This is a genomic window from Halegenticoccus tardaugens (assembly GCF_004116405.1).
Lineage (GTDB): Archaea > Halobacteriota > Halobacteria > Halobacteriales > Haloferacaceae > Halegenticoccus > Halegenticoccus tardaugens.
The window spans coordinates 196,366-216,313 of record NZ_SDIC01000009.1 but is presented as its reverse complement, the minus strand read 5'-3'; the positions used below and the strand labels follow the sequence as shown (position 1 = coordinate 216,313).

The window sequence follows — 19,948 nt, the reverse complement described above, 5'->3', positions numbered from 1 at the left end:
CTGCCTCTCGAACCTCGCCGAGTACAAACACCCCCGCGAGATCGAGTTCGTCGACGAACTCCCGCGCACCACCACCGGCAAAGTCCAGAAGTTCGAACTGCAAGAACGCGAGCCGACGACGGGGGCGGGGGACTGAGATGGCGGGCGGATCGGATGGAGCGGACGACGCGAACGGCGCGAACGACGATCCGGTGCTCCTCGCCGTCGACGGCGGCGTGGCGACGATCACGCTGAACCGCCCGGAGCGTCGCAACGCCCTCTCCCGTGAACTCTCGACGGGGCTTCGCGCGGCCCTCGACGGGGCGGAGGACGCGGACGCCCGGTGCGTCGTGATCGAGGGCGCCGGCGAGGCGTTCTCGGCGGGCGGCGACGTCGACCTGATGCGCGAGGCCCTCGCCGACGACACGGACCTCGACGGGCGCGTCCGCGAACTCGAACGGACGACGAGCGAGACGATGGCGCGGCTCGTCGAGTTCCCGCTGCCGACGGTCGCGAAGATCGACGGCCCGGCGGTCGGCGCGGGCGCGAACCTCGCGATCGCGTGCGACCTCCAGCTCGCGAGCGAGCGGGCGTCGATCGGGTTCGTCTTCAGGCAGGTCGGCCTGAGCGTCGACGCCGGGACCTCCGCGCTCCTGCCCCGACTCGTCGGCGAGAACGTCGCGAAGGAGCTCGTGTTCACCGGCGAGATCGTCGACGCCGAGCGCGCCCGCGAACTCGGCCTCGTGAATCGCGTGTACCCGGCGGACGGGTTCGACGCGCGCGCCGACGAACTCGCAGAGCGCGTCGCCTCGGGACCGACGGTCGCGCTCCGGCACGCGAAGCGGCTCCTCCGGGAGGGAACGGAAAAGTCGGTCCGCGCGGCGATGGTCGACGAGGCGACGGCGCAGGGCGTCGTCTTCGACTCGGCGGACCACGAGGAGGGCGTCCGGGCGTTCTTCGAGGGGCGGGAGCCGGCGTTCGAGGGGCGGTGAGAGGCGACGTTCGAGGGCGATAGAACGGTTCAGAACTCGTCGACGACGGGGATGCCGACGGTCTCGTAGTCGCTCATCGCCGCCAGCCGGTCCGGCACGTCGTCGAGCGCCACCGTCTCGGAGACGACGGCGCTCGGATCGAGCCTGCCGCGGTCGACCATCCGAAAGATCTCGTCGTACCGGGTCGGCTGCATCCCGAACGAGCCGAGGAAGTCGATCTCCTGCATCACCATCGCGTCGGTGGGTAGCTCGACCGTCCCCCGTTCGTCCTGCGTCGTCAGGCCGATCTGGACGTGCTGTCCGCGTCGGCGCAGGCTCGACACGGAGTTGCGGCAGGTCTCCGCGATCCCCAGCGCGTCGACGGAGACGTGGGCGCCGCCGTCCGTGAGCGCGCGCACCGCGCCCGGGACGTCCTCCGCATCGGCGGCGTTCACGGTCTCGTCCGCGCCGAGCGCCCGCGCCACCTCGAGCTTTTCGTCGGTGAGGTCGACGGCGACGACGTTGGCCCCGAGCGCGTCGGCGACGTGGACGGCGGAGAGTCCCACCCCGCCGCACCCGTGGACGGCGACCCAGTCGCCGGGGCGGACGTCGGCGCGGTGGGCCAGCCCGTGGAAAGCGGTCATGAACCGACACCCGAGCCCGGCCATGTCGACGGCCGAGACGCCGGACGGCAGCGCGACCGCGTTCTGGTCGGCCGCGGGGACGTGAAGCTCCTCGGCGAACGCGCCCTGCACCGGTTCGGCGAACCCGAGCGGCAGAACGTTCTCGCAGACGTTCGCGTGGCCGTTCCGGCACTCGTGACACGTTCCGTCGCTCAGGTTGAACGGAACGGCGACGCGGTCGCCCGCCGAGACCGTCGTCACCTCGTCGCCGACCTCGACGATCCGCCCGGCCGGCTCGTGGCCGAGGATCTGACCCAGGGGCGGCTTCGCCCCCATCCAGTCCCAGTCGCCCTGCCAGCCGTGCCAGTCGGACCGGCAGATGCCGCACGCCTCCACCTCGACGACGACCCCGTCGTCGTCGGGTTCGGGCGCGTCAACGGTTTCGATCGACAGCGGTTCGCCGTACGCTTCGAGGACTGCCGCGCGCATGGCGCGACAGTTCTTCCCGCGCCGCCATAGGTGTTTCCTCCGGAATTAACGGTTTTAGAAAGTCGGAAAAGATATTTTACAATGGAAGTTAAGATACGGCCATGACGTTCCAGCTCTCAGACGAGCAGCGAGCGATCCGCGACGTCGTCCGCGATTTCGGCGAGAACGAGATCAGGCCGGTCGCCCGCGAGCACGACGAGGAGAAGCGCTATCCGCACGACCTCGTCGAGACGGCCGCGCGGTACGATCTCGTCGCGCCGACGATCGCAGAGGAGTACGGCGGCGCGGGGATGGATCTCCTTTCGAGCATCGTCGTCACGGAGGAGCTGTGGCGCGCCGATCCCGGCATCGGCAGCGCGATCGGCAGCCGCGGCTTCGGGACGAGCATGATCCAGAAGTTCGGCGACGAGTGGATGAAAGAGGAGTGGCTCCCGAAGGTCGCGAGCGGCGAGATCGCCACCTGCTCGTGCATCTCCGAGCCGGCTCACGGTTCGAACGTCGCCGGCATCGAGACGCGGGCGGAGCGGGAGGGAGACGGGTGGGTCCTCGACGGGACGAAGATGTGGATCACGAACGGCACGGTCGCGGAGCTCGCGGTCGTGATGGCGAAGACGGACCGGGGGGCGGGCCACCGCGGGATCACGGCGTTCCTCGTGCCGACCGACGCCGAGGGGTTCGAGGCGACGAAGATCGACAACAAGCTCGGAATCCGCGCGTCGGACCTCGCGGAGATCGTCCTCGACGGCGTCCGCGTCCCCGAGGAGAACGTCATCGGCGAGGTCGACCGCGGCTTCTACCAGCTGATGAACTTCTTCGCCGACGGTCGGACGAGCGTGGCGGCGCAGGCGGTCGGCGTCGCGCAGGCGGCGCTCGACGAGTCGGTCGACTACGCGAACGAGCGCGAGCAGGGCGGCAAGCTCATCCGCGAGTACCAGGCGATCAGCCACAAGATCGCCGAGATGGCGACGAACGTCGAGGCCGCGCGGTCGCTCACCTACCGGGCGGCCTCGCACGTCGAGTCGGGCGACGCCGAACTCGCGGCGAAGTACGCGAGCATGGCGAAGCTGTTCGCCAGCGAGCACGCGGTCGACGTCGCCGACGAGGCGATCCAGGTCCACGGCGGCGCGGGGTTCGTGACGGACCACCCCGTCGAGCGCTTCTACCGCGACGCGCGCATCACGAAGATCTACGAGGGGACGAGCGAGATTCAAAAGAACATCATCGCCGACCGGGTGCTCTGAGGGGTTCGGTCACCGCTCGTCCCGACCGACGCGACGAGAGGACCCGACCGACGCGACCGAAAGGACCACTACGCGGGATCAGACAGATTCACCGATGACCGAACGCGACAAGCCGGACTGGTCGTTCAAGGAGCGCGACGTGATCATCCTCCAGGAGCTGGCGTCGGACCCGCAGCTTTCCTCCCGGGAGCTCACCGCGATCCTCGATTCGGAGTACGACATCGACGTCTCGCACGTCACGGTAAGCGAGACGATCCGAAAGATGCGGGAGGAGGGCGTGTTCCGCGAGGCGATCATCCCGAACGAGGAGTACTACATCTTCGGCCTCTTCGAGTTCAAGTTCGATCCCGAGCACTTCGCCGAGGAGTGGCGCGCCGCGATGGAGTACATCCGCGACGACGAGCACACGCTGTTTTACTTCCTCTCGGACGGCGAGTACCAGTGGAAGTCGGTGATGATGTTCCGGGACAGAGAGCAGGAGTCGAGGTGGATCCACGAGTTCTACAAACGGCACGGGCGCGTCGTCTCGAACCTCCGAAACTCCGTGGTCCACAACGTGCTCAAGTTCCGGACGGATCCGGAGATCTTCCGCCGCCTCCGCGACGAGACCTGACGCGGAGCCTTCGCCCCGCACGATCCGTCACCTGGGGAACGACAGGAGCGTCCGTCACCTGGGGAACGACAGGAGCGTCCGTCACCTGAGGAGCGACAGGAGCGTACAGGAGAGGACGACGGCGTCGTCGGCCGTCTTCACCTCGGCGCGGTAGCTGACGATCCCGGTCGCCTCCGGGTGTTCCGTCGGCCGCTTGTCCGCGACCTCCAGTTCGACGCGCACGGTGTCGCCGACGGTCGTCGGCGCGCGAAAGCGGAGGTCGTCGACGCCGTAGAACGCCACGACCGCGTCGCCGTCCTCGCGGGCCTGCCAGAGCAGCCCCGTCATGATCGAAAAGACGAGCGCGCCGTGTGCGATCCGCTCGCCGAACGCCGACCCGGTCATCGCAGTCGCGTCCGTGTGCAGGCGGTTGAAATCGCCGCTCACGCCCGCGAAGTTGACGAGGTCCGCCTCCGTGACGGTGCGCCCGGCCGTGACCAGCCGATCCCCGACGGTCGTCTCGTCGTAACTCATCGGTCCCGAAAGAGGCGGTATGTCGCCCGGCCGACGGCGACCTGCGCGCGCTCGCCGTCCGGGGTCTCGCTCTCGACGGTCACGTCGGCGACGCCGACGGACCGACCGGCGCGCACCACCGCCGCCTCGACGGAGAGGTCGGCGGTCGCGGGCCGGAGGTACGAGACGTCGAGGTCCGTCGTCGTCAGCCGGGCAGCCGCGGGGTCCTCGAAGGCCGTCCGGAGCGCGAACCCGCTCGCGGTGTCCACGAGCGTCGCGGCGATCCCGCCGTGGATCGATCGCACCTCGGAGCCGGGGTTGGCGAGCTTTTCGTCGTACGCGACCGACAGCCGGACCCGTCCGCGCTCGATCGACTCCACGGCGAGGTCGAGCCACGAGAGGAAGCCGTGGCGCGCGACGAACGATTCGAGGCCCGCGACGTGTTCGTCGGTCAGCGGCTCGTTCATCACTCCCCCCGGAACGTCGGTTCGCGCTCCTCGCGGAACGCGGCCGTCCCCTCGCGAACGTCGTCGGTCCCCACGAGGAGCCCGAAGCCCTGGCTCTCCATCGCGAGCGCGGCGTCGAGGCTCGCGTTCGCGCCCTCGTTCATCACCGTCTTCGCCACCCTCAGCGCCAGCGGCGGCCCCGAGAGGAGGTCCTCGACGAACTCGGCGACGACCGCGTCGAACTCCGCCGCGGGGACCGCCCTGTTGACGAGTCCCCACGCCGCCGCCCGCTCCGCGTCGACGCGGTTGCCCCGGAAGACGAGTTCCTTCGCGCGCGTCTCGCCGAGGAGCCGGAGGAGACGCTGCGTGCCGCCGCCGCCGGGGATCAACCCGAGGCCGATCTCCGGGGCCCCGAACGTCGAGCCCTCGGTGGCGATCCGGAGGTCGCACGCGAGCGCGAGTTCCAGCCCCGCGCCGAGGCAGTAGCCGTCGATCTTCGCAACCGTCGGCCGCGGGAAGTCGTGAACCGTCTCGAACGCCGGGGTGACGTCCATCGCGTCGGTCGGCTCCAGTCCGTCGAACCCGCCGATGTCCGCTCCGGCGGAAAACGCCCGGTCGCCCGCGCCCTCGAAGGTGACACAGCGCACCGCGTCGGCGTCGACGGATCGGAGGAGGTCGTCGATCTCGCCGAGGAGAGCCGAGGAGAGCGCGTTCAACCGCTCGGGTCGGTCGAGTTCGACCGCCAGCAACCCGTCCCCGTCGAGGTCGTAGTTCAGGAAGCGGTAGGGGCCAGGGGCCTCGGACTCGTCGGTCGACGTGCCGACTTCGGCGGTCGAGCCGTCGCACCCGTTAGCGGCGTTCGACGCCCCGTAGTCGTGAAAGCCGGCGCCGGCGTCCTCGCCCGTCCGGCCCGATTCGACGAGTTCGACGAGGTACCCGGCGGGTTCGTGGCGGTCCGCTTCCGTCTCCTCGTACAGCGATCGGATCCGATCGAGCGCCGCGTCGAGGCCGATCCGGTCGGCCCGCCGGCACGGTCCCTCGGGGAAGCCCGCGCCGAGTCGCATTCCGGTGTCGATCGCCTCCGCGGTGGCGACGCCGTCGCCGACGAGCTTCGCGGCCTCGTTGGCCATCAGCGCCTCGACGCGGAGCGCGTCGAACCCGGCCGCGTCCTCGGGTTCGTAGTCGGGGCCGTTGCCGGACTCGTAGTCGTAGTACCCCGCGCCGGTCTTGCGGCCGAGGTCCCCCGCCTCGACCTTCTCCTCGACGATCGGCGCGATCGGCTCGCCGGCCTCCGCGCGGACGTGGTAGCCGACGTCGATCCCCGTGAGGTCGGAGAGTTCGAACGGTCCCATCGGGTAGCCGCGCTCGTGGACCATCGCGGCGTCCGCTTGCCTGATCGTCGCCTCGCCGTTCGACACCATCCACGCCGGCTCGCTCACGAACGGGCCGAGGACGCTGTTGACGACGAATCCCCGAACGTCCTTGCGGACGTAGATCGGCGTCTTACCGAGCGATTCGACGAACCCGCGGGCCCGCTCCGCCGTTCCCTCGGCCGTCCGCTCGCCGTAGATGACCTCGACGAGGTCCATCTTCACCGGCGGGTTGAAAAAGTGCATCCCGACGACTCGATCGGGGCGCGAGGTCGCCGCGGCGATCTCCGTGATGCTGAGGCTCGACGTGTTCGACGCCAGGATCGCATCCCGCGGCGCGATCTCGTCGAGTTCCGCGAATATTTCCCTCTTGAGCGCCAGCCGCTCGGGGGCGGCCTCGACGACGAGATCCGCCCCCTCGACGGCCGCTTCGAGGTCGACGGTCGCGTCGACGCGGTCGAGCACCGCGGACGCCGGCTCGTCGAGCGCGCCCGTCGCTTCGAGCTTCTCCAGGCTCCACCGGACGTTCTCGTACCCCTCGTCGACGCGCTCTCGATCGACGTCGCGCATCGCGACCCCGTAGCCGGCCATCGCCGCCACCTCCGCGATGCCGTGGCCCATGTTTCCGGACCCGAGCACCGCGACGCGGTCGATGTCAACGTGCGTCATGGCCGGTGGTGCGGCGACGATCGGCTTAACTCCACCGGAGAGACCTTACCACCGTAAACCAATTCGGCCCGTTTCGAACCAATGATTCAAAAATGGGAGAAAACAGAAACTTCGTTAACCCCGCTCAGAGCGGTTCGTCCCCGTCGACGATCCGCCGCGCGCGTTCGGCGAGCGCGGGGACGCGCTCTCTCATCTTCGGGTAGGTCGGGTCGTCGCTGTTGCCTTCGAGGTAGCGCCGGTAGAACATCTCCCCGAGCGCGGCGAGCTTGTACACGGCGAGCGCCCGGTAGAACCGCTCGCGCTCGAATGTGATTCCGGTGCGCTCCTCGTAGCGGGCGACGAGTTCCCGGCGCGTCGGGTACGCGTCCGCCTCCATGAACGTCGCCGTCAGCTCCGGCACCGCCGGCTCCGGGTCCTTCGGGTCGCGCCAGTACGAGAGCATCCAGCCAAGGTCCGCCCGCGGGTCGCCGAGCGTGCTCATCTCCCAGTCGAGGACGGCGACGATCTCGGGGGCGTCGGGGGCGAACATCACGTTGTCGAGCTTGTAGTCGCCGTGGACGAGCGCGTGCGGGTGCGACGACGGCACGTCGTCTGCGAGCCACTCGCCGACGGTCTCGAGTTCGGGCACCGCCCGCTCATCGCGCGTCCGCTCGAACGCCCACGCGAGCTGCTTCCGCCAGCGGTCGACCTGTCTTTCGGTGTAGCCGGCCGGCCGCCCGAAGTCGCCGAGGCCGACCGCCCCGTAGTCGATCCCGTGGATCGCCGCCAGCGCGTCGACGAGTTCCTCGCCGATCCGACGCCGTCGCTCCGGGGTCCCGAGCCGCGCCGGCTCCGCGTCGCGCAGCACGTCGCCGTCGACGCGCTCCATGAGGTAGAAGTCGCACCCGAGCACGTCGTGATCGTCGCACCCGAGCACCGTCCGCGGGAGCGGGACGGCCGTCCCCTGCAGCGCGTCCATCACCCGGTACTCGCGGAGCACGTCGTGGGCCGTCTCGGCGACCGCCCCCGGCGGCGGCCGCCGGAGCACCAGTTCGCGCTCACCCCACGTCACGAACAGCGTCTCGTTCGAGTGGCCCGCCTCGTGACGCTCGATCTCGTACGCCGCCGCGTCGCCGAGTTCCGCCGCGAGGTACCCCCGCAGCGCGTCCTCGTCGACGAGTCGGCGGAAGTACTCCCCGTCGGTGGTGTCTTCGCCCATCGGATCCTCCTCCCTCCGACCGTCGGGCTAACGACACTAATTTATATCGGATATCAGTTTTACATTGTTCGAGAGTGTGTGCGGCGTATGAACTACGACGACTCCGAAACCGCGCGGGAGCTCGCGGCGCGGGCGCGCGAATTCGTGGACGACGCGGTGATTCCGGCGGAGCGCGAGGTTCTCGGGGACGGCCCGGTCGACGAGGAGACGGTCGCGTCGCTGCGGGCCGAGGCGCGCGAGCGCGACCTCTACGCGCCGCAGATCGCGACGGAGTACGGCGGGATAGGCGTCGACTTCCGCGACGCGCTGCCGCTCTTCGAGGAGGCGGGCCGGAGCCTGCTCGGGCCGACCGCGATGCGCGTGAACGCGCCCGACGAGGGGAACATGCACACCCTCGAACTGTTCGGCACCGACGGACAGAAGGAGGCGTGGCTCCGTCCGCTCGTCGCGGGCGAGATCACATCCGGATTTTCGATGACGGAACCCATGCAGGGTGGCGGCTCGGACCCGAAGATGCTCCGCACCGAGGCCAGGCGGGAGGGGGACGAGTGGATCATCGACGGCCACAAGTGGTGGACGACGCAGGGGAGCGAGGCCGACGTGCTCATCGTGATGGCGCGGACGGACCCCGACGCGCACCCCTACGCCGGCTGCTCGCTGTTTCTCGTGCCCGCGGACGCGCCGGGGGTCGAGGTCGTCCGCGACATCCCGCACGTCGGCGGCGGCGTCACGGGAACGGGGCACGCCGAGATCAGGTACGAGGGCGTCCGCGTTCCGGCGGAAAACGTGCTCGGCGAGGAGAACGAGGGGTTCGCGCACGCCCAGCGGCGCCTCGGCCCCGCCCGGCTGACCCACTGCATGCGCTACTCCGGGATGGCCGAACGCGCGCTGGAGATCGCCACCGCGTACGTCGCGGAGCGCGAGGCGTTCGGCGGACCGCTCGCCGAGAAGCAGTCGCTCCGCTACGCGGTCGCGGACGCGGAGACGCGCCTGCACGCGGCGCGGACGATGGTGCGCGACGCCGCGGCGCGCGTCGCCGCCGGCGAGGAGGCGCGCGTGCCCGTCTCGATGTGCAAGGTGTTCACCGCGAACGTCGCACAGGAGGCGATCGACGACGCGCTCCAGATGTGCGGCGGCAACGGCATCGGCAAGGACCTCCCGCTCGCCGACTTCTACGAGAACGTCAGAGCGTTCCGCATCGTCGACGGCGCGGACGAGGTCCACAAACGCGTCATCGCGCGCGACGCCTTCGAGCGGGCGGACGAGTCGACGATCGAGGGGATCACGCGGTACGACGGGTGAGCGTCGCCGCGCGGAGGCGCAGCCGTCTGTCGCCCGTGCGGCCCGCGCGCTCTCGGCGCGAGGACCCGGCGGTGGATTGATTAACGATGGACGCGCACGGAGCGAACGAGTTACCGATGGAAACAAAAAACGGCACGTCAGTTGACGGGGAGGGTGATCGATGACGACGACGCAGTTCGGCGTCGGGGGACTGACGGCGATCGTGACGGGCGCGTCGAGCGGGATCGGCGAGGTGATCGCGGAGCGGTTCGCCGCCGACGGCGCGGACGTGGTCGTCTGCTCGCGGGAGCAGGAGAACGTCGATCCGGTCGCCGAGGCGATAAACGCCGCCGACGGCGAGGGGGGAGACGACGGCGACGGGGGGCGAGACGGGAGCGAGGGGGGACGCGCCCTCGCGGTCGAGTGCGACGTGCGCGAGCGCGACGCGGTCGAGGCGCTGGTCGAGGCGACCGTCGAGGAGTTCGGCGGCGTCGACTGCCTCGTCAACAACGCCGGCGCGTCGTTCATGGCCTCCTTCGAGGACATCTCGCCCAACGGCTGGGAGACGATCGTCGACAGCAACCTCACCGGCACGTACCACTGCACGCAGGTCGCCGGCGGGGTGATGCGCGACGACGGCGGGGGCGCGGTGATCAACGTCGCGAGCGTCGCCGGCCAGCGCGGATCGCCGTACATGAGCCACTACGGCGCGGCCAAGGCCGGTATCATCAACCTCACGGCGACGCTCGCCTACGAGTGGGCGAAAGAGGGGATTCGGGTCAACTGCATCGCACCGGGGTTCGTCGCGACGCCGGGCGTCGAATCGCAGATGGGCGTCTCCGCCGACAACGTCGACCGCGACGAGGTGGAACGGCGGATCGGAACGAGCGAGGAGATCGCGGACGTCGCGCAGTTCCTCGCCAGCCCCGCCTCCTCGTACGTCGTCGGCGAGACGATCACCGCGCAGGGCGTCCCGCGCATCGAGGAGTCCCCGGAGGCGTAGCGCCCTCGTCGTCACCCCTCGTACGTCCGCGCTTCGTCGCCGCTCGACAAGGGGACGGGCTCGGCGTTCTCGTCGAGGTCGTGCGTCGAGTACCGGCGCGTCTCGTCCGCCGGACAGATCCACACGTCGGCGGCGTACCAGGCGAACAGCCTCGTCGCGTGCTCGTAGGCCTCGTCCGGAACCGACGCGGTGACGCTTCCGACGTGTCGGAGCGGCTCCTCCGCGGTCTGCCGCACGAACACCTCCCACTCGCGCCCGACGGCCGCGCGCGGCTCGTCGCCGACGCGCGATCGCGTTGGTAGTTCGACCATGCGGTGGGTTCCGAGCGGAGCGAGAAGTGACCTTCTCCGATGATGTTCGGCCCGAGCGGTCGGCGCGAAATTGTTCCCTCGACCCACGCCGGACGGCGATTCCCGCGATCCGGGAATCGTCGGGGGGCGTTTTTCTCCGTCGTTCGAACGTCGGGCATGGATACCGAGCCAGACCGACCGACGCTTTCGGATCGGCCGCGCGGCGCGACCGACCGCGGGCGGGACGCGTTCGTCGGAACGTTCGGCGGAGGGGTGCGACCGGATCGCCGGGAGGGCGACGCCGCGTGATATCCGTCAGCAAACTCCTCTGCGACCTCGACAGCGAGAGCGATGGCCTCCGCTACGACGCGGGCGCGGAGTCGTCGCGCGAGCAGATCACGGAGCGAAAGCAACGCCGCCCGGTCGTCGTCTGGAACCTGACGAAGCAGTGCAACCTCCACTGTTCGCACTGCTACGCGGCGGCGGACACCGAGACGGCACCGGGCGAGCTGACGACGGGAGAGGGGAAGGCGCTGCTCGACGACCTCGCCGCGTACGGCGTCCCGGTCGTCCTCTTTTCCGGCGGCGAGCCGCTCGTCCGCGACGACCTCGCCGACCTCGTCGCGCACGCGGCCGACCGGGGGCTCCGGCCCGTGCTCTCGACGAACGGGACGCTCATCACGCCCGAGCGCGCGGCCCGACTCCGCGACGCCGGCCTCCGGTACGTCGGCGTCTCGGTCGACGGCCTGCCGGAGCGAAACGACGCGTTCCGGGGGAAGGAGGGCGCGTTCGAGGCGGCGGTCCGCGGCATCGAGGCGAGCATGGACGCGGGGCTGAAGACCGGACTCCGGTACACGATCACCCGGGCGAACGCGCCCGACCTCGAGGGGGTGGTCGACCTCCTGTCGGACCTCGGCGTCGACCGGTTCTGTTTTTACCACCTCGATTACGGGGGTCGCGGGGCCGACATCCGCGACGTCGACCTGTCGCCGGCGGAGACCCGCGAGGCGATCCGGCGCGTCTGCGACGTGACCCGCGAGTACCACGCCCGCGGCGAGGAGATCGAAACGCTGCTCGTCGGAAACTACGCCGACGCGGGGTACCTCGTGGAGTACGCCCGCGAGGAACTCGGCGAGAAGGCGGCGGACCGGATCTACCGGGCGCTCGAAGTCAACGGCGGCGACCCCGCGGGCGAACGCATCGCCGACGTCGACTACCAGGGGAACGTCCATCCCACGCAGTTCTGGCAGGGCTACAGCCTCGGCAACGTCCGCGATCGCCCGTTCGGCGCGATCTGGGAGGACGAGACGAATCCGATCTTGCGTGCGCTCCGGGACCGTCCCGACGGCCTCTCCGGCCGGTGCGCGTCGTGTCGCTACCGCTCGATCTGCCGCGGCGGCTCGCGGCTCCGGGCGCTCAGCGTCTGCGGCGACGTGTTCGCGCCCGACCCGAAGTGCTACCTGACCGAAGACGAGATCGGCACGGCAGCGCCGTAGCCGGCGCGGTTCCGTTTCGACGCGCCTAACAACAGAACATGAACGGGTACAGGAGCGCGACGCGATCCCCGTCGGAGAGCCGCGTGTCGAATCCTCCGAGGTGCTCGTTGAAGCGACCGTTCACGCAGACCCGGGCATAGGCGCGCGTCTGCTCGCCCTCGGGATTCTTCGCCCACGTGCCGGGGAGTTCAGCCGGCGGTTTCGCCCATCCGTGGGCCGTCGCGTCGGCCTCGGTCTCCGCGATGAGGAGGTCTCGGACGTCGTACTCCGCGAAGAACGCCTCCAGAAACTCCCGGAGCGTGTCACCCACGAAGGAAAAGGAGAGCCGCGGCGCGCCGACGGCCGACCTGACGTGTCCGGTGCATCGCACGTTCACGGTCGTCCGCCTCTCCGCCCGTCGGTCCGATTCGACGATTTCGCTCATGGCGGAGAGACGGTGCCGAGAGTCGAGAACGCCGCCCCGAACACGTTCGGTAGCGGTGGCGAACGGGAAAACGGCGAGCGGCGAGAAAGCGGATGGAATCGCGAACCGCCCGCGATCCGAATCAGTCGTCGTCCTCCGCGAGCACGCGACTCGCGACCGGCTGCTCCTCGGGGGAGCGAGCCGGCGTCGTCGCCCCCCGCTGGCGGAGGAGTTTGAGCGCGACGTCGTAGCCGAAGACGACCGTCCCGAGGATGAGCATGGTGTCGCCGGGGAAGCGCGCCCAGAACAGCAGCTGGATCAGCTCGCTGTTGTAGAACGCGAGGCTCCGGGCGGCGGCGTAGCTCTCGGTGAACGCCACCTCCAGCTGGAGAAACCCGACCGGGAGCACGGAGACGAACACCATCGTCGCGAGCCCGACGTTCCAGAGCCAAAAGGCCCAGCGCAGGCGTTTTTCGGTCCACGCGGACTGCTCGGTCGAGATGCGGAGCATGTAGGTCGCCATCCCGAGCGCGAGGAAGCCGAACGCGCCGAACATGGCGGCGTGGGCGTGACCGACCGTGAGGTACGTCCCGTGTTCGTAGTAGTTGACGAGCGGGAGGTTGATGAAGAAGCCGAGCACGCCCGCCCCGACGAAGTTCCAGAAGCCGCTGGCGATGATGAACATGAAGGGCAGCGTGTACGGGAACGTCTCGTCGCTCGTCGCGAGCGCGCGGTACTCGTTGAGCGCCTCGAAGAGGATGAACACGAGCGGGATGAGTTCGAGCGTCGAGAAGACGCTCCCGAGCGGAACCCACACGTCCGGCTGGCCGATCCACCAGTAGTGGTGCGAGACGCCGATGACGCCGGAGCCCATCACGAAAAGCGCCTGGAACATGACGGCCTTCTCCGCCGAGCGCTTCCGCAGGAGGTTCATCGAGACGAGCGTCAGGCCGACGATGGCGACGATGAAGAACTCGAACGCGCCCTCGACCCACATGTGGACGACCCACCAGCGCCAAAACTCCGTCATGACGATGTTCGTCTCGGGCGTGTAAAACATCCCCGCCGTGAACAGCAGCGCGATCGAACCCCCGGCGTAGAGGATCATGTGCGCGAGCCCGTACGGCTCCTCGCGGTCGAGAAGCGGCTTGAAGCCGCGCGCGACGAGCGCCGCCCAGCCGACGAAGCCGGCGAGCAGTCCGACCTGCCAGACGCGGCCGACCTCGAGGTATTCGAGTCCCTCGTTGCCGAGGAGCCACCAGAGGTCGCCGTCGAAGTAGCCGTTCGCGCCGAGCCAGATCCCGCCGAGACCGCCGACGGTGACGACGACGAGCGCACAGAGCAGGAGGTTCACGAACGTCTTCTGTCGCCGCGGTTCGCGGCCGGTCAACAGCGCGGGGAGGAACAGCCCCGTCCCCAGCCAGAGCGTGGCGATCCAGAGGATCCCGAGGTCGAGGTGCCACGTCTTCGCGATCGCGAACGGGAACAGTCCGACGAAGTCGATGCCGAGCAGCTCGCCGACGCCGAAGAAACCGTCGCGCTCGACGTAGTAGTGCGCGAGCAGCGCGCCGAGGAACACCTGCGCGATGAACAGGCCCGCGGCGACGGGAATGAACCACACGGCGGCGCGCTGGCTCGGCGTGATGTCTATCCCCTCCGGCTTCGGAACCGTGATCCCCTCGGTGTCCGGCTCGGGGAGTTCGATCGACTTGTACAGCCAGACGGCGATCCCCGCCCCCGCGATGAGCAACACCATCGCGATGACGCTCCACGTCATCGACGAGGCGGGCGGGACGTTCCCGGCGTCGGGCTGGTACGGCCAGTCGTTCGTGTACGTGTGGTCGGTGCCGGGCCGCTCCGTGTGGGAGATCCAGGCGGTCCAGAGCGCGAAGTCGGCGAAAGCGCGCGCGTCGGACTCCGAGTCGATCATGCCCGCCGGGACGCCGCGTTCGAGGTCCCCCTCGTGGTACCGGTCGACGTACTCCTCGCGAACCTGTTCGTGGGCGTACACCTCGGCCGCGGAGTACTCGACGCGGTCGTCCGCCCGCCCTTCTTCGAGGTCACGTTGGGTGGTCGCCTCCACGACGGCCCGTTGGTCCTCGTCGAGCGCGGCGTACTCCCGGTCGTACCGCTCCTGGGCGTAGTGGTCGCGCATGTGCTCGACCTTCAGATCGAGGGCGTCGGCGGTGTAGTCGACGCCGAAGTACGCCCCGTTACCCAGGATCGACCCGTGGTTCATCAGGCCGTTCACCTGAAACGCCGCCTTCCCGTCCCGAACCTGCTCGGCCGTGACGACGGTGTCGCCGTCGGGGCCGACGACCGTCTGCGGAATCGCCGGCGACTGCTGGTACGAGTACCACGCGCCGGCTCCCATCACGACGAGGTTGAAGACGAACACCGTGAGGAGGAGCTTCGCCAGCGTTTTGCGCGTTACTTCCATGTCGAGATCACCTCCCGTGCCGCGTCGGGGCGTCGCCGCGCGTTACCGAGGACGGCGGCTCCTCGGGATCGGGGCGGTGATGTGGCGCGATTCGTTCCGCCTCCGGGAGAGCGGATCGAATCGAAGGCGATTCGGCGTCGCGAAGGGTCGCGTGTGAAGTGCCGTCGGGGTCGGTGAGCTGTGTTGCTGTCGTCATGGTTCCAGTGTGTCGTCGGGGCGTCGTGCGTCGACGCCCCGGCTGCCGGGGCCGCTCTGCGGGATCCGAACGGTCGAGTCGCCCCCGCACGGACGGGGCCGTCGTTCCCGCGGAGTTTAGGATGGCCTAACTGCACACGGTGAACACCACCCGTGGGCCGCCGATCAGCCTTCCCCCGAACACGTTCGGGGATACTGACTGGGTGGAGTCCCGAATATGTTCACCCGATGCCACGGGCACGACTCACGCTCACGATCCCCGACGGGGTCTGGATCGGCGACGTTTCGCGCGCCTACCCGGACGCTCGCTTTCGAGTCCTCGCCGCGCTCGCCGACGAGCGGGCGGGCGTCGGTCTCGCGGAGATCACCGAGACCGACATCGGGTCGCTCCTGGCGGACGTGTACTCGAACGAGGCCGTCACCGAACTCGAACCGCTCCAGCGGCGGGGCGACACGGTCCTCGTCCAGTTCGAAACGACGACGCCCCTGCTGTTGTCGCCCGTCCAGAGCTCCGGCATCCCGCTGGAGATGCCCTTCGCCATCCAAGCGGGCGAGGCGGTCTGGGAGATCACCGCGCCGCGCGATCGGCTCTCGGCGCTCGCGGAACAGCTCGACGCGTTCGGCATCCCGTTCACCGTCGACTGGGTCCAACAGCGGATCGAATCCGATCGGCTTCTCACGGACAGACAGCTCCGGCTCGTTCGGGAGGCGACGGAGCGCGGGTACTACGACACGCCGCGAACGTGTTCTCTGACCGAGCTGGCGACGGCCGTCGGAATCGCGAAGTCGACGTGCAGCGAGACGCTGCACCGCGCCGAAGAGCGGATCGTGAAACGGTTCCTGGAGGAGTACGACGACGCCGTCGAGTCGACCGAGCGCGACGAGTGAGGGCGACGCCGTTTCGGTGTTCGCCGGCGAGCCGTTCCGACGCGGGCGGCGACGAGACTCGCGGCCCGCTCGCTGCTCGCAGATTAGGTGTGAAAAATGCTCCGGCAGGGATTTGAACCCTGGTCATTGCCGTGAGAGGGCAATATGATTGGCCGGACTACACCACCGGAGCGCCTGCTGCGTTTCGAGGTATCGCCGAGATACGTAAAACAGTTCCGTTTTCGATCGTGAGCCGGGAGAACGTTGCACGTAGCGGGGGCGAGAGCGTCGGTAGAGCGGGGCGCGTTTGTCTCCCGTTCGCCCGCGACGACGGCTCACGTGTCGTCCGCTTCGACGCGAGTCGTCTCGTCGCCGGTCGCGTGACGGATCTCCAGCGCGTGTCGCGTGTGCCGCGCGTGCGTCTTCGCCCACCGGGAGACGGCGCGTTCGGAGAGTCGCTCGATCTCCTCCGGGCAGTGCAGACAGATCGCCCGCCACGTCGCGATTCCGTCGGGGTAGTGGCCCGTGTGCCGTTTGTGGTCCAGCGCGAACTGTTCCAGCGCCTGATTTCCGACCCCGAGTTCGTCGAGTTCGTAGGAGACGTCCCACTCACGCCCGCACGTCGAACACGACACGGTCGGCGTGTCGTCGATCGCGCCGTTCGCGGGCGAAAGGGGATCGGAACCGTCCTCGTCGTCGTTGTGCTCGGACACGCGTTTCGCTAATCCCTCCACGCGTTTCAACGTGACCCCGCCGGGACGATCGGCGGAAAAAGCGCTCATTCGTCGTCGAACGGCGATCCGGCCGCCTCGGGCTCGTGTCCCCGAAGGCTGATCACGTTCTCGCGGCCGACGCGGAGCTTCGAGATGAGCCCCTCTTCTTCCATGTCGGACAGCAGCATGCTCACCTTGGACTTCGACCAGCCCGTTTCTTCGACGATCTTCACCTGCTTCATCCGGCCGCCGCGCTCGCGGAGCATCGAGATCACGCGATCCTCGTCGGAGAGCAGTTCGGAGTCCGACACCGCCGGTTGGGCGGGCGGCGTCGGCTCCGATCGCCGTTCGGACGGTCCCGCGACCGTCGGCGCGGTCCCCTCGCCGTTCGAGCTGCGGCCGTACCAGAAGGCCGCGGCGACGCCCCCGAGAACTACCACGAGCGCGCCGAGGAGCCACATACCGGCGTCGCCGCCCGGCATCGACCTACCCTGATCCGGCCCGAGCCCGTCGGTCCTCGTCTCGTTGGGTGCGGGTTCCGAGCCGACCCCCGACTCGTTGGGCGCGAACACGACCTGCGGACGGTTGTCGGTGAACTCCCGCTCGCCCTGCCACGTCACCGAGTCGCTCTCGCCGAGCGACGTGGTGTTCGACTGCGTCCCGTTCGGGTTGACCGACTCGAACACCAGATTCGGCCCGGGCTCGACGACGAGCGACTGGTTCGGGCTGATGTACAGCCCGCCTTCGAACACGTCGCCGACGACGATCCGATCGTCGTCCGTCTCGGCGAAGTTCGTCCACGTGAACGACATCTCGACGACGCCGATGTCGTTTCCGAGGCTGCTCGTCACGTAGGCCTGTCGGGAGAAGTCGGTCGCCTCCATCTCTCGCCCGGTGACGTTGCTCCCGTCGCGCACGAGCGTCTGCGAGTCGTTCTGGAATCCGGTGTACAGTTCCGTCTCCTGGTTGTTGAACTCCCTGGCGAACGCCCGGAAGTCCCGCTCGTCGCTGTCGTTTTCGAGCGTCCGTTCGTACTGGAACGTCCATCGCGCCGACTGGTTGTCGTGAACGACGAGGATGACGCGGTCGCGATCGAAGGAGTCCTGTACGTCCGTCGCCTCCGCGTCCCCCTGGGTCGTATTCGTGGTTTGATGGATGCGGCTGTCTGCGGGGTCGCCGTCCGCCGCGATGACGGGCGAAGCGACGCACAGCACCGCGAGGAGCAAAACCACAGCGAACGCACCCGGTTTTTCCATCGCCCTGATAGACTTCGGGCGGAGCAAAAGAGTTTTTGACACGGCACGGAATGTGAAACGTTAACTTTCACCGCTGTCAGAGTGGTCGGGACGGTTCCGACGGCCGACGTATCACGCCGACTCGGAATCGGCGGTTCGCACCGACGCGATCCCGAACCGGACGCCCCTTCGTCCGGCTGCGGGCTACGAATCGTCCGCCGAGCGAGGGCCGACGATCCGAACCTCGTCGCCGACGGACACCGACTTCCCCCGCTCGGAGTCGGGAACGACGGTGTTGACCATCAGCCGGTAGTAGTGATCGAACCACTCCCCTCCGCTCCACTCGGGGAGCGTCTCGCGCCGCCGCGCGACGAACGTCTCGGTGAACTCCTCGTACACCTCGCCCGTCTCCGGGTCGCGCGAGGGAACCACGCACCGCTGGCACGGGTTGACGCCCTCGAACCGGACGCCCGAGCCGTCTCGTTCGGATTCGTCGGCTCCGGATTCGTCGACTTCGGATTCGGAGCGGCTCGTACTCCCTACCTCGCCGGTGTTCGACCGGCTCGTACTTCCTACCTCGAAGGTGACGCGTTCGGATCGACCGGCGAACAGCCGATCCTCCCAGAACGCGGGCACGCCGCCGATTTCGAGGTTCGCACGGAGCCGTCGACGCATCCCGCCCTCGTCGATTCCGGGGAACCACGACGCGACCTCGCGGATCGTCGCCGTGCTGACGACCGTCGGACCGGACGCGTCGGTGTCGTCCGGAAACCCACCCGCTCGATTTCGACGCAGTTCGACCGGCTCGCCGAAGTACGCCGACAGCCACTCCGTCAGCGCCTCCCGATCCCCTTCGAGCGAAAACGTCCGCTTCGTGCGTCCGGGCGCGTCGACCGTCACCGTCCCCGCGCCCGGATCGAACGCGGAGCGAAGTCGGTGGACGTCCGCATTGCGCTTGCCGTTGACGTAGTTCCCCGCTCCGTCGAACAGCGCGTACTCGCGATCCCCCGCGAGTCCGCCGTTCTCGACGATCCGCGCGGAATCCCTCTCGTGCGGGTCGAGCGATTTCACCGGAAACGTGGTGATCCGTCGGAGCGTCGGCGTCGGTTCCGATCCGTCCGACACCTCGTCCCCTCGACTCATTCCCCGGCGTCGCCGGCGTCGTCTTCAGCGGCCCCCTCGTCGGCGAGCAGGTCGGCGATCGCGTCGGCGTCGATCGTCCGATATCCGTCGTCGGAGATCGCGCTGGCCGTCAGCCCGTCGGCGCTGCGCTCGTCGTCGTCGACCGTGATCGCCCCCAGCGCGAGACGCAAGCCGGCGTCGAGATCGAGGTCCGTCGAGTACCCCGATTCGAGGGCCTCCTGGATCGACTCGCGCCCGCCGCCGATGGCGACCGCCTTCCACTCGCTCCCGGTCCCCGACGGGTCGACCGAAAACAGCCGCGGGCCGCTCGCGTCGACGCCGCCGAGGAGGAGCGCCGCGCCGTACGGGCGGGTACCGCCCCGCTGGGTGTTCTCCTGAACCCGGTCGGTCACGGTCGTCGTCAGCGCCTCGACGCCGATCGGCTCGCCGTACCGGAGGCGTTCGACCTGCGACTCGCGGCGGGCCGCGTCGACGAGCTTTCGCGCGTCGGCGACGTGACCCGCGCTCGCGGCACCGACGTGGTCGTCGATCTTGTACAGCTTCTCGACGCTCTCTCCGACCATCAGCGACGATCGCGTGCGGCGCTTGGCGGCGAACGCGACGCCGTCGGTCGTCCGGACGCCGACGACTGGCGCGCCGCGCTCGACCGCCTCGCGCGCGTACTCGACCTGGTAGATGCGCCCGTCGGGCGAGTACAGCGACGTCCCGCGGTCGTACGCCTGCTGGTTGCTTCGGTTCATCGTCCGCCGACCCCCTCGCGATCCGTCACCGCGGCGACGCTGTCGGTCATC

Annotated in this window: 22 protein-coding genes and 1 tRNA gene; 9 read left to right on the top strand and 14 right to left on the bottom strand. The window is 69.0% G+C overall.

From position 1 onward, the window contains the following. Both C3L37_RS25920 and C3L37_RS21375 read left to right on the top strand, forming a co-directional pair. The coding region (locus C3L37_RS25920) for an AMP-binding enzyme (protein ID WP_146333956.1) at positions 1-136 on the top strand (136 nt) is incomplete at its 5' end. Position 137: 1 nt separating this feature from the next. Continuing rightward, positions 138-971, top strand: a complete 834-nt coding sequence (locus C3L37_RS21375; RefSeq protein ID WP_129116569.1) for an enoyl-CoA hydratase/isomerase family protein — start codon at positions 138-140, stop codon at positions 969-971. 29 nt (positions 972-1,000) lie between these two features. On the opposite strand, the gene C3L37_RS21370 is transcribed toward C3L37_RS21375, so the two are convergent. Next, positions 1,001-2,062, bottom strand: coding sequence for a zinc-dependent alcohol dehydrogenase family protein (locus C3L37_RS21370; protein WP_129116568.1), 1,062 nt, complete (start codon positions 2,060-2,062; stop codon positions 1,001-1,003). 101 nt (positions 2,063-2,163) lie between these two features. Between C3L37_RS21370 and C3L37_RS21365 the strand changes: the two genes are divergently transcribed. Both C3L37_RS21365 and C3L37_RS21360 read left to right on the top strand, forming a co-directional pair. Further along, entirely contained in the window at positions 2,164-3,303 is a 1,140-nt protein-coding gene (locus C3L37_RS21365) for an acyl-CoA dehydrogenase family protein (protein WP_129116567.1), read from the top strand. 94 nt (positions 3,304-3,397) lie between these two features. Beyond that, complete coding sequence (locus C3L37_RS21360) at positions 3,398-3,916, top strand: winged helix-turn-helix domain-containing protein (RefSeq protein ID WP_129116566.1); 519 nt, start codon at positions 3,398-3,400, stop codon at positions 3,914-3,916. 81 nt (positions 3,917-3,997) lie between these two features. On the opposite strand, the gene C3L37_RS21355 is transcribed toward C3L37_RS21360, so the two are convergent. The 4 genes from C3L37_RS21355 to C3L37_RS21340 all read right to left on the bottom strand — a co-directional run bounded on the left by C3L37_RS21355 (position 3,998) and on the right by C3L37_RS21340 (position 8,091). Next, positions 3,998-4,429, bottom strand: a complete 432-nt coding sequence (locus C3L37_RS21355) for a MaoC/PaaZ C-terminal domain-containing protein (RefSeq protein ID WP_129116565.1) — start codon at positions 4,427-4,429, stop codon at positions 3,998-4,000. Next, positions 4,426-4,875, bottom strand: a complete 450-nt coding sequence (locus C3L37_RS21350) for a PaaI family thioesterase (protein WP_129116564.1) — start codon at positions 4,873-4,875, stop codon at positions 4,426-4,428. The genes C3L37_RS21355 and C3L37_RS21350 overlap by 4 nt, the downstream gene beginning before the upstream one ends. Beyond that, positions 4,875-6,893: a 3-hydroxyacyl-CoA dehydrogenase/enoyl-CoA hydratase family protein gene (locus C3L37_RS21345; RefSeq protein ID WP_129116563.1), complete on the bottom strand. Its 2,019-nt coding sequence runs from the start codon at positions 6,891-6,893 to the stop codon at positions 4,875-4,877. Before C3L37_RS21345 ends, C3L37_RS21350 begins: the two co-directional genes overlap by 1 nt. Before the next feature lie 124 nt (positions 6,894-7,017). Continuing rightward, the gene (locus C3L37_RS21340; RefSeq protein WP_129116562.1) at positions 7,018-8,091 is read right to left on the bottom strand and encodes a phosphotransferase family protein; all 1,074 of its coding nucleotides are present in this window, start codon (positions 8,089-8,091) and stop codon (positions 7,018-7,020) included. 87 nt (positions 8,092-8,178) lie between these two features. On the opposite strand from C3L37_RS21340, the gene C3L37_RS21335 reads away from it, so the two are divergent. Next, positions 8,179-9,393 carry an acyl-CoA dehydrogenase family protein gene (locus C3L37_RS21335; protein ID WP_129116561.1) on the top strand — a complete coding sequence of 405 codons (1,215 nt, stop codon included), beginning with the start codon at positions 8,179-8,181 and terminating at the stop codon, positions 9,391-9,393. A gap of 160 nt (positions 9,394-9,553) precedes the next feature. Further along, complete coding sequence (locus tag C3L37_RS21330) at positions 9,554-10,375, top strand: SDR family NAD(P)-dependent oxidoreductase (RefSeq protein ID WP_129116560.1); 822 nt, start codon at positions 9,554-9,556, stop codon at positions 10,373-10,375. An 11-nt stretch (positions 10,376-10,386) separates the two neighbouring features. Here the strand turns inward: C3L37_RS21330 and C3L37_RS21325 are convergent, their stop codons facing one another. Beyond that, positions 10,387-10,686, bottom strand: a complete 300-nt coding sequence (locus C3L37_RS21325) for an Htur_1727 family rSAM-partnered candidate RiPP (RefSeq protein WP_129116559.1) — start codon at positions 10,684-10,686, stop codon at positions 10,387-10,389. 156 nt (positions 10,687-10,842) lie between these two features. Here C3L37_RS21325 and C3L37_RS25460 point away from each other — a divergent pair, with 156 nt between their 5' ends. Then, a complete protein-coding gene (locus C3L37_RS25460; protein WP_267195352.1) occupies positions 10,843-10,974 on the top strand; it encodes a hypothetical protein in 132 nt (43 codons plus the stop codon). Then, a complete protein-coding gene (locus C3L37_RS21320) occupies positions 10,971-12,161 on the top strand; it encodes a TIGR04347 family pseudo-SAM/SPASM protein (RefSeq protein ID WP_129116558.1) in 1,191 nt (396 codons plus the stop codon). Before C3L37_RS25460 ends, C3L37_RS21320 begins: the two co-directional genes overlap by 4 nt. Positions 12,162-12,186: 25 nt before the next feature. Here C3L37_RS21320 and C3L37_RS21315 read toward each other — a convergent pair whose 3' ends face one another. The 3 genes from C3L37_RS21315 to C3L37_RS21305 form a co-directional block, all read right to left on the bottom strand. Beyond that, the gene (locus tag C3L37_RS21315) at positions 12,187-12,585 is read right to left on the bottom strand and encodes a MoaD/ThiS family protein (protein ID WP_129116557.1); all 399 of its coding nucleotides are present in this window, start codon (positions 12,583-12,585) and stop codon (positions 12,187-12,189) included. 121 nt (positions 12,586-12,706) lie between these two features. Next, the gene (locus C3L37_RS21310; RefSeq protein ID WP_129116556.1) at positions 12,707-15,004 is read right to left on the bottom strand and encodes a nitric-oxide reductase large subunit; all 2,298 of its coding nucleotides are present in this window, start codon (positions 15,002-15,004) and stop codon (positions 12,707-12,709) included. A gap of 7 nt (positions 15,005-15,011) precedes the next feature. Continuing rightward, the gene (locus C3L37_RS21305) at positions 15,012-15,200 is read right to left on the bottom strand and encodes a hypothetical protein (protein WP_129116555.1); all 189 of its coding nucleotides are present in this window, start codon (positions 15,198-15,200) and stop codon (positions 15,012-15,014) included. 227 nt (positions 15,201-15,427) lie between these two features. Between C3L37_RS21305 and C3L37_RS21300 the strand changes: the two genes are divergently transcribed. Next, positions 15,428-16,087 (top strand): helix-turn-helix domain-containing protein, encoded by a 660-nt coding sequence (locus tag C3L37_RS21300; protein ID WP_129116554.1) that lies wholly within the window; start codon positions 15,428-15,430, stop codon positions 16,085-16,087. A gap of 97 nt (positions 16,088-16,184) precedes the next feature. Here the strand turns inward: C3L37_RS21300 and C3L37_RS21295 are convergent. The 5 genes from C3L37_RS21295 to C3L37_RS21275 form a co-directional block, all read right to left on the bottom strand. Continuing rightward, a tRNA-Glu gene (locus tag C3L37_RS21295) sits at positions 16,185-16,259 on the bottom strand. A 142-nt stretch (positions 16,260-16,401) separates the two neighbouring features. Beyond that, positions 16,402-16,779: a hypothetical protein gene (locus tag C3L37_RS21290; protein ID WP_228546418.1), complete on the bottom strand. Its 378-nt coding sequence runs from the start codon at positions 16,777-16,779 to the stop codon at positions 16,402-16,404. A gap of 65 nt (positions 16,780-16,844) precedes the next feature. Further along, positions 16,845-18,035 carry a helix-turn-helix transcriptional regulator gene (locus tag C3L37_RS21285; protein WP_129116553.1) on the bottom strand — a complete coding sequence of 397 codons (1,191 nt, stop codon included), beginning with the start codon at positions 18,033-18,035 and terminating at the stop codon, positions 16,845-16,847. Between the two features lie 183 nt (positions 18,036-18,218). Then, complete coding sequence (locus C3L37_RS21280) at positions 18,219-19,157, bottom strand: MOSC domain-containing protein (protein ID WP_129116552.1); 939 nt, start codon at positions 19,155-19,157, stop codon at positions 18,219-18,221. Then, the gene (locus tag C3L37_RS21275) at positions 19,154-19,897 is read right to left on the bottom strand and encodes an archaeal proteasome endopeptidase complex subunit alpha (RefSeq protein ID WP_129116551.1); all 744 of its coding nucleotides are present in this window, start codon (positions 19,895-19,897) and stop codon (positions 19,154-19,156) included. The genes C3L37_RS21280 and C3L37_RS21275 overlap by 4 nt, the downstream gene beginning before the upstream one ends. Positions 19,898-19,948: the final 51 nt, after the last annotated feature.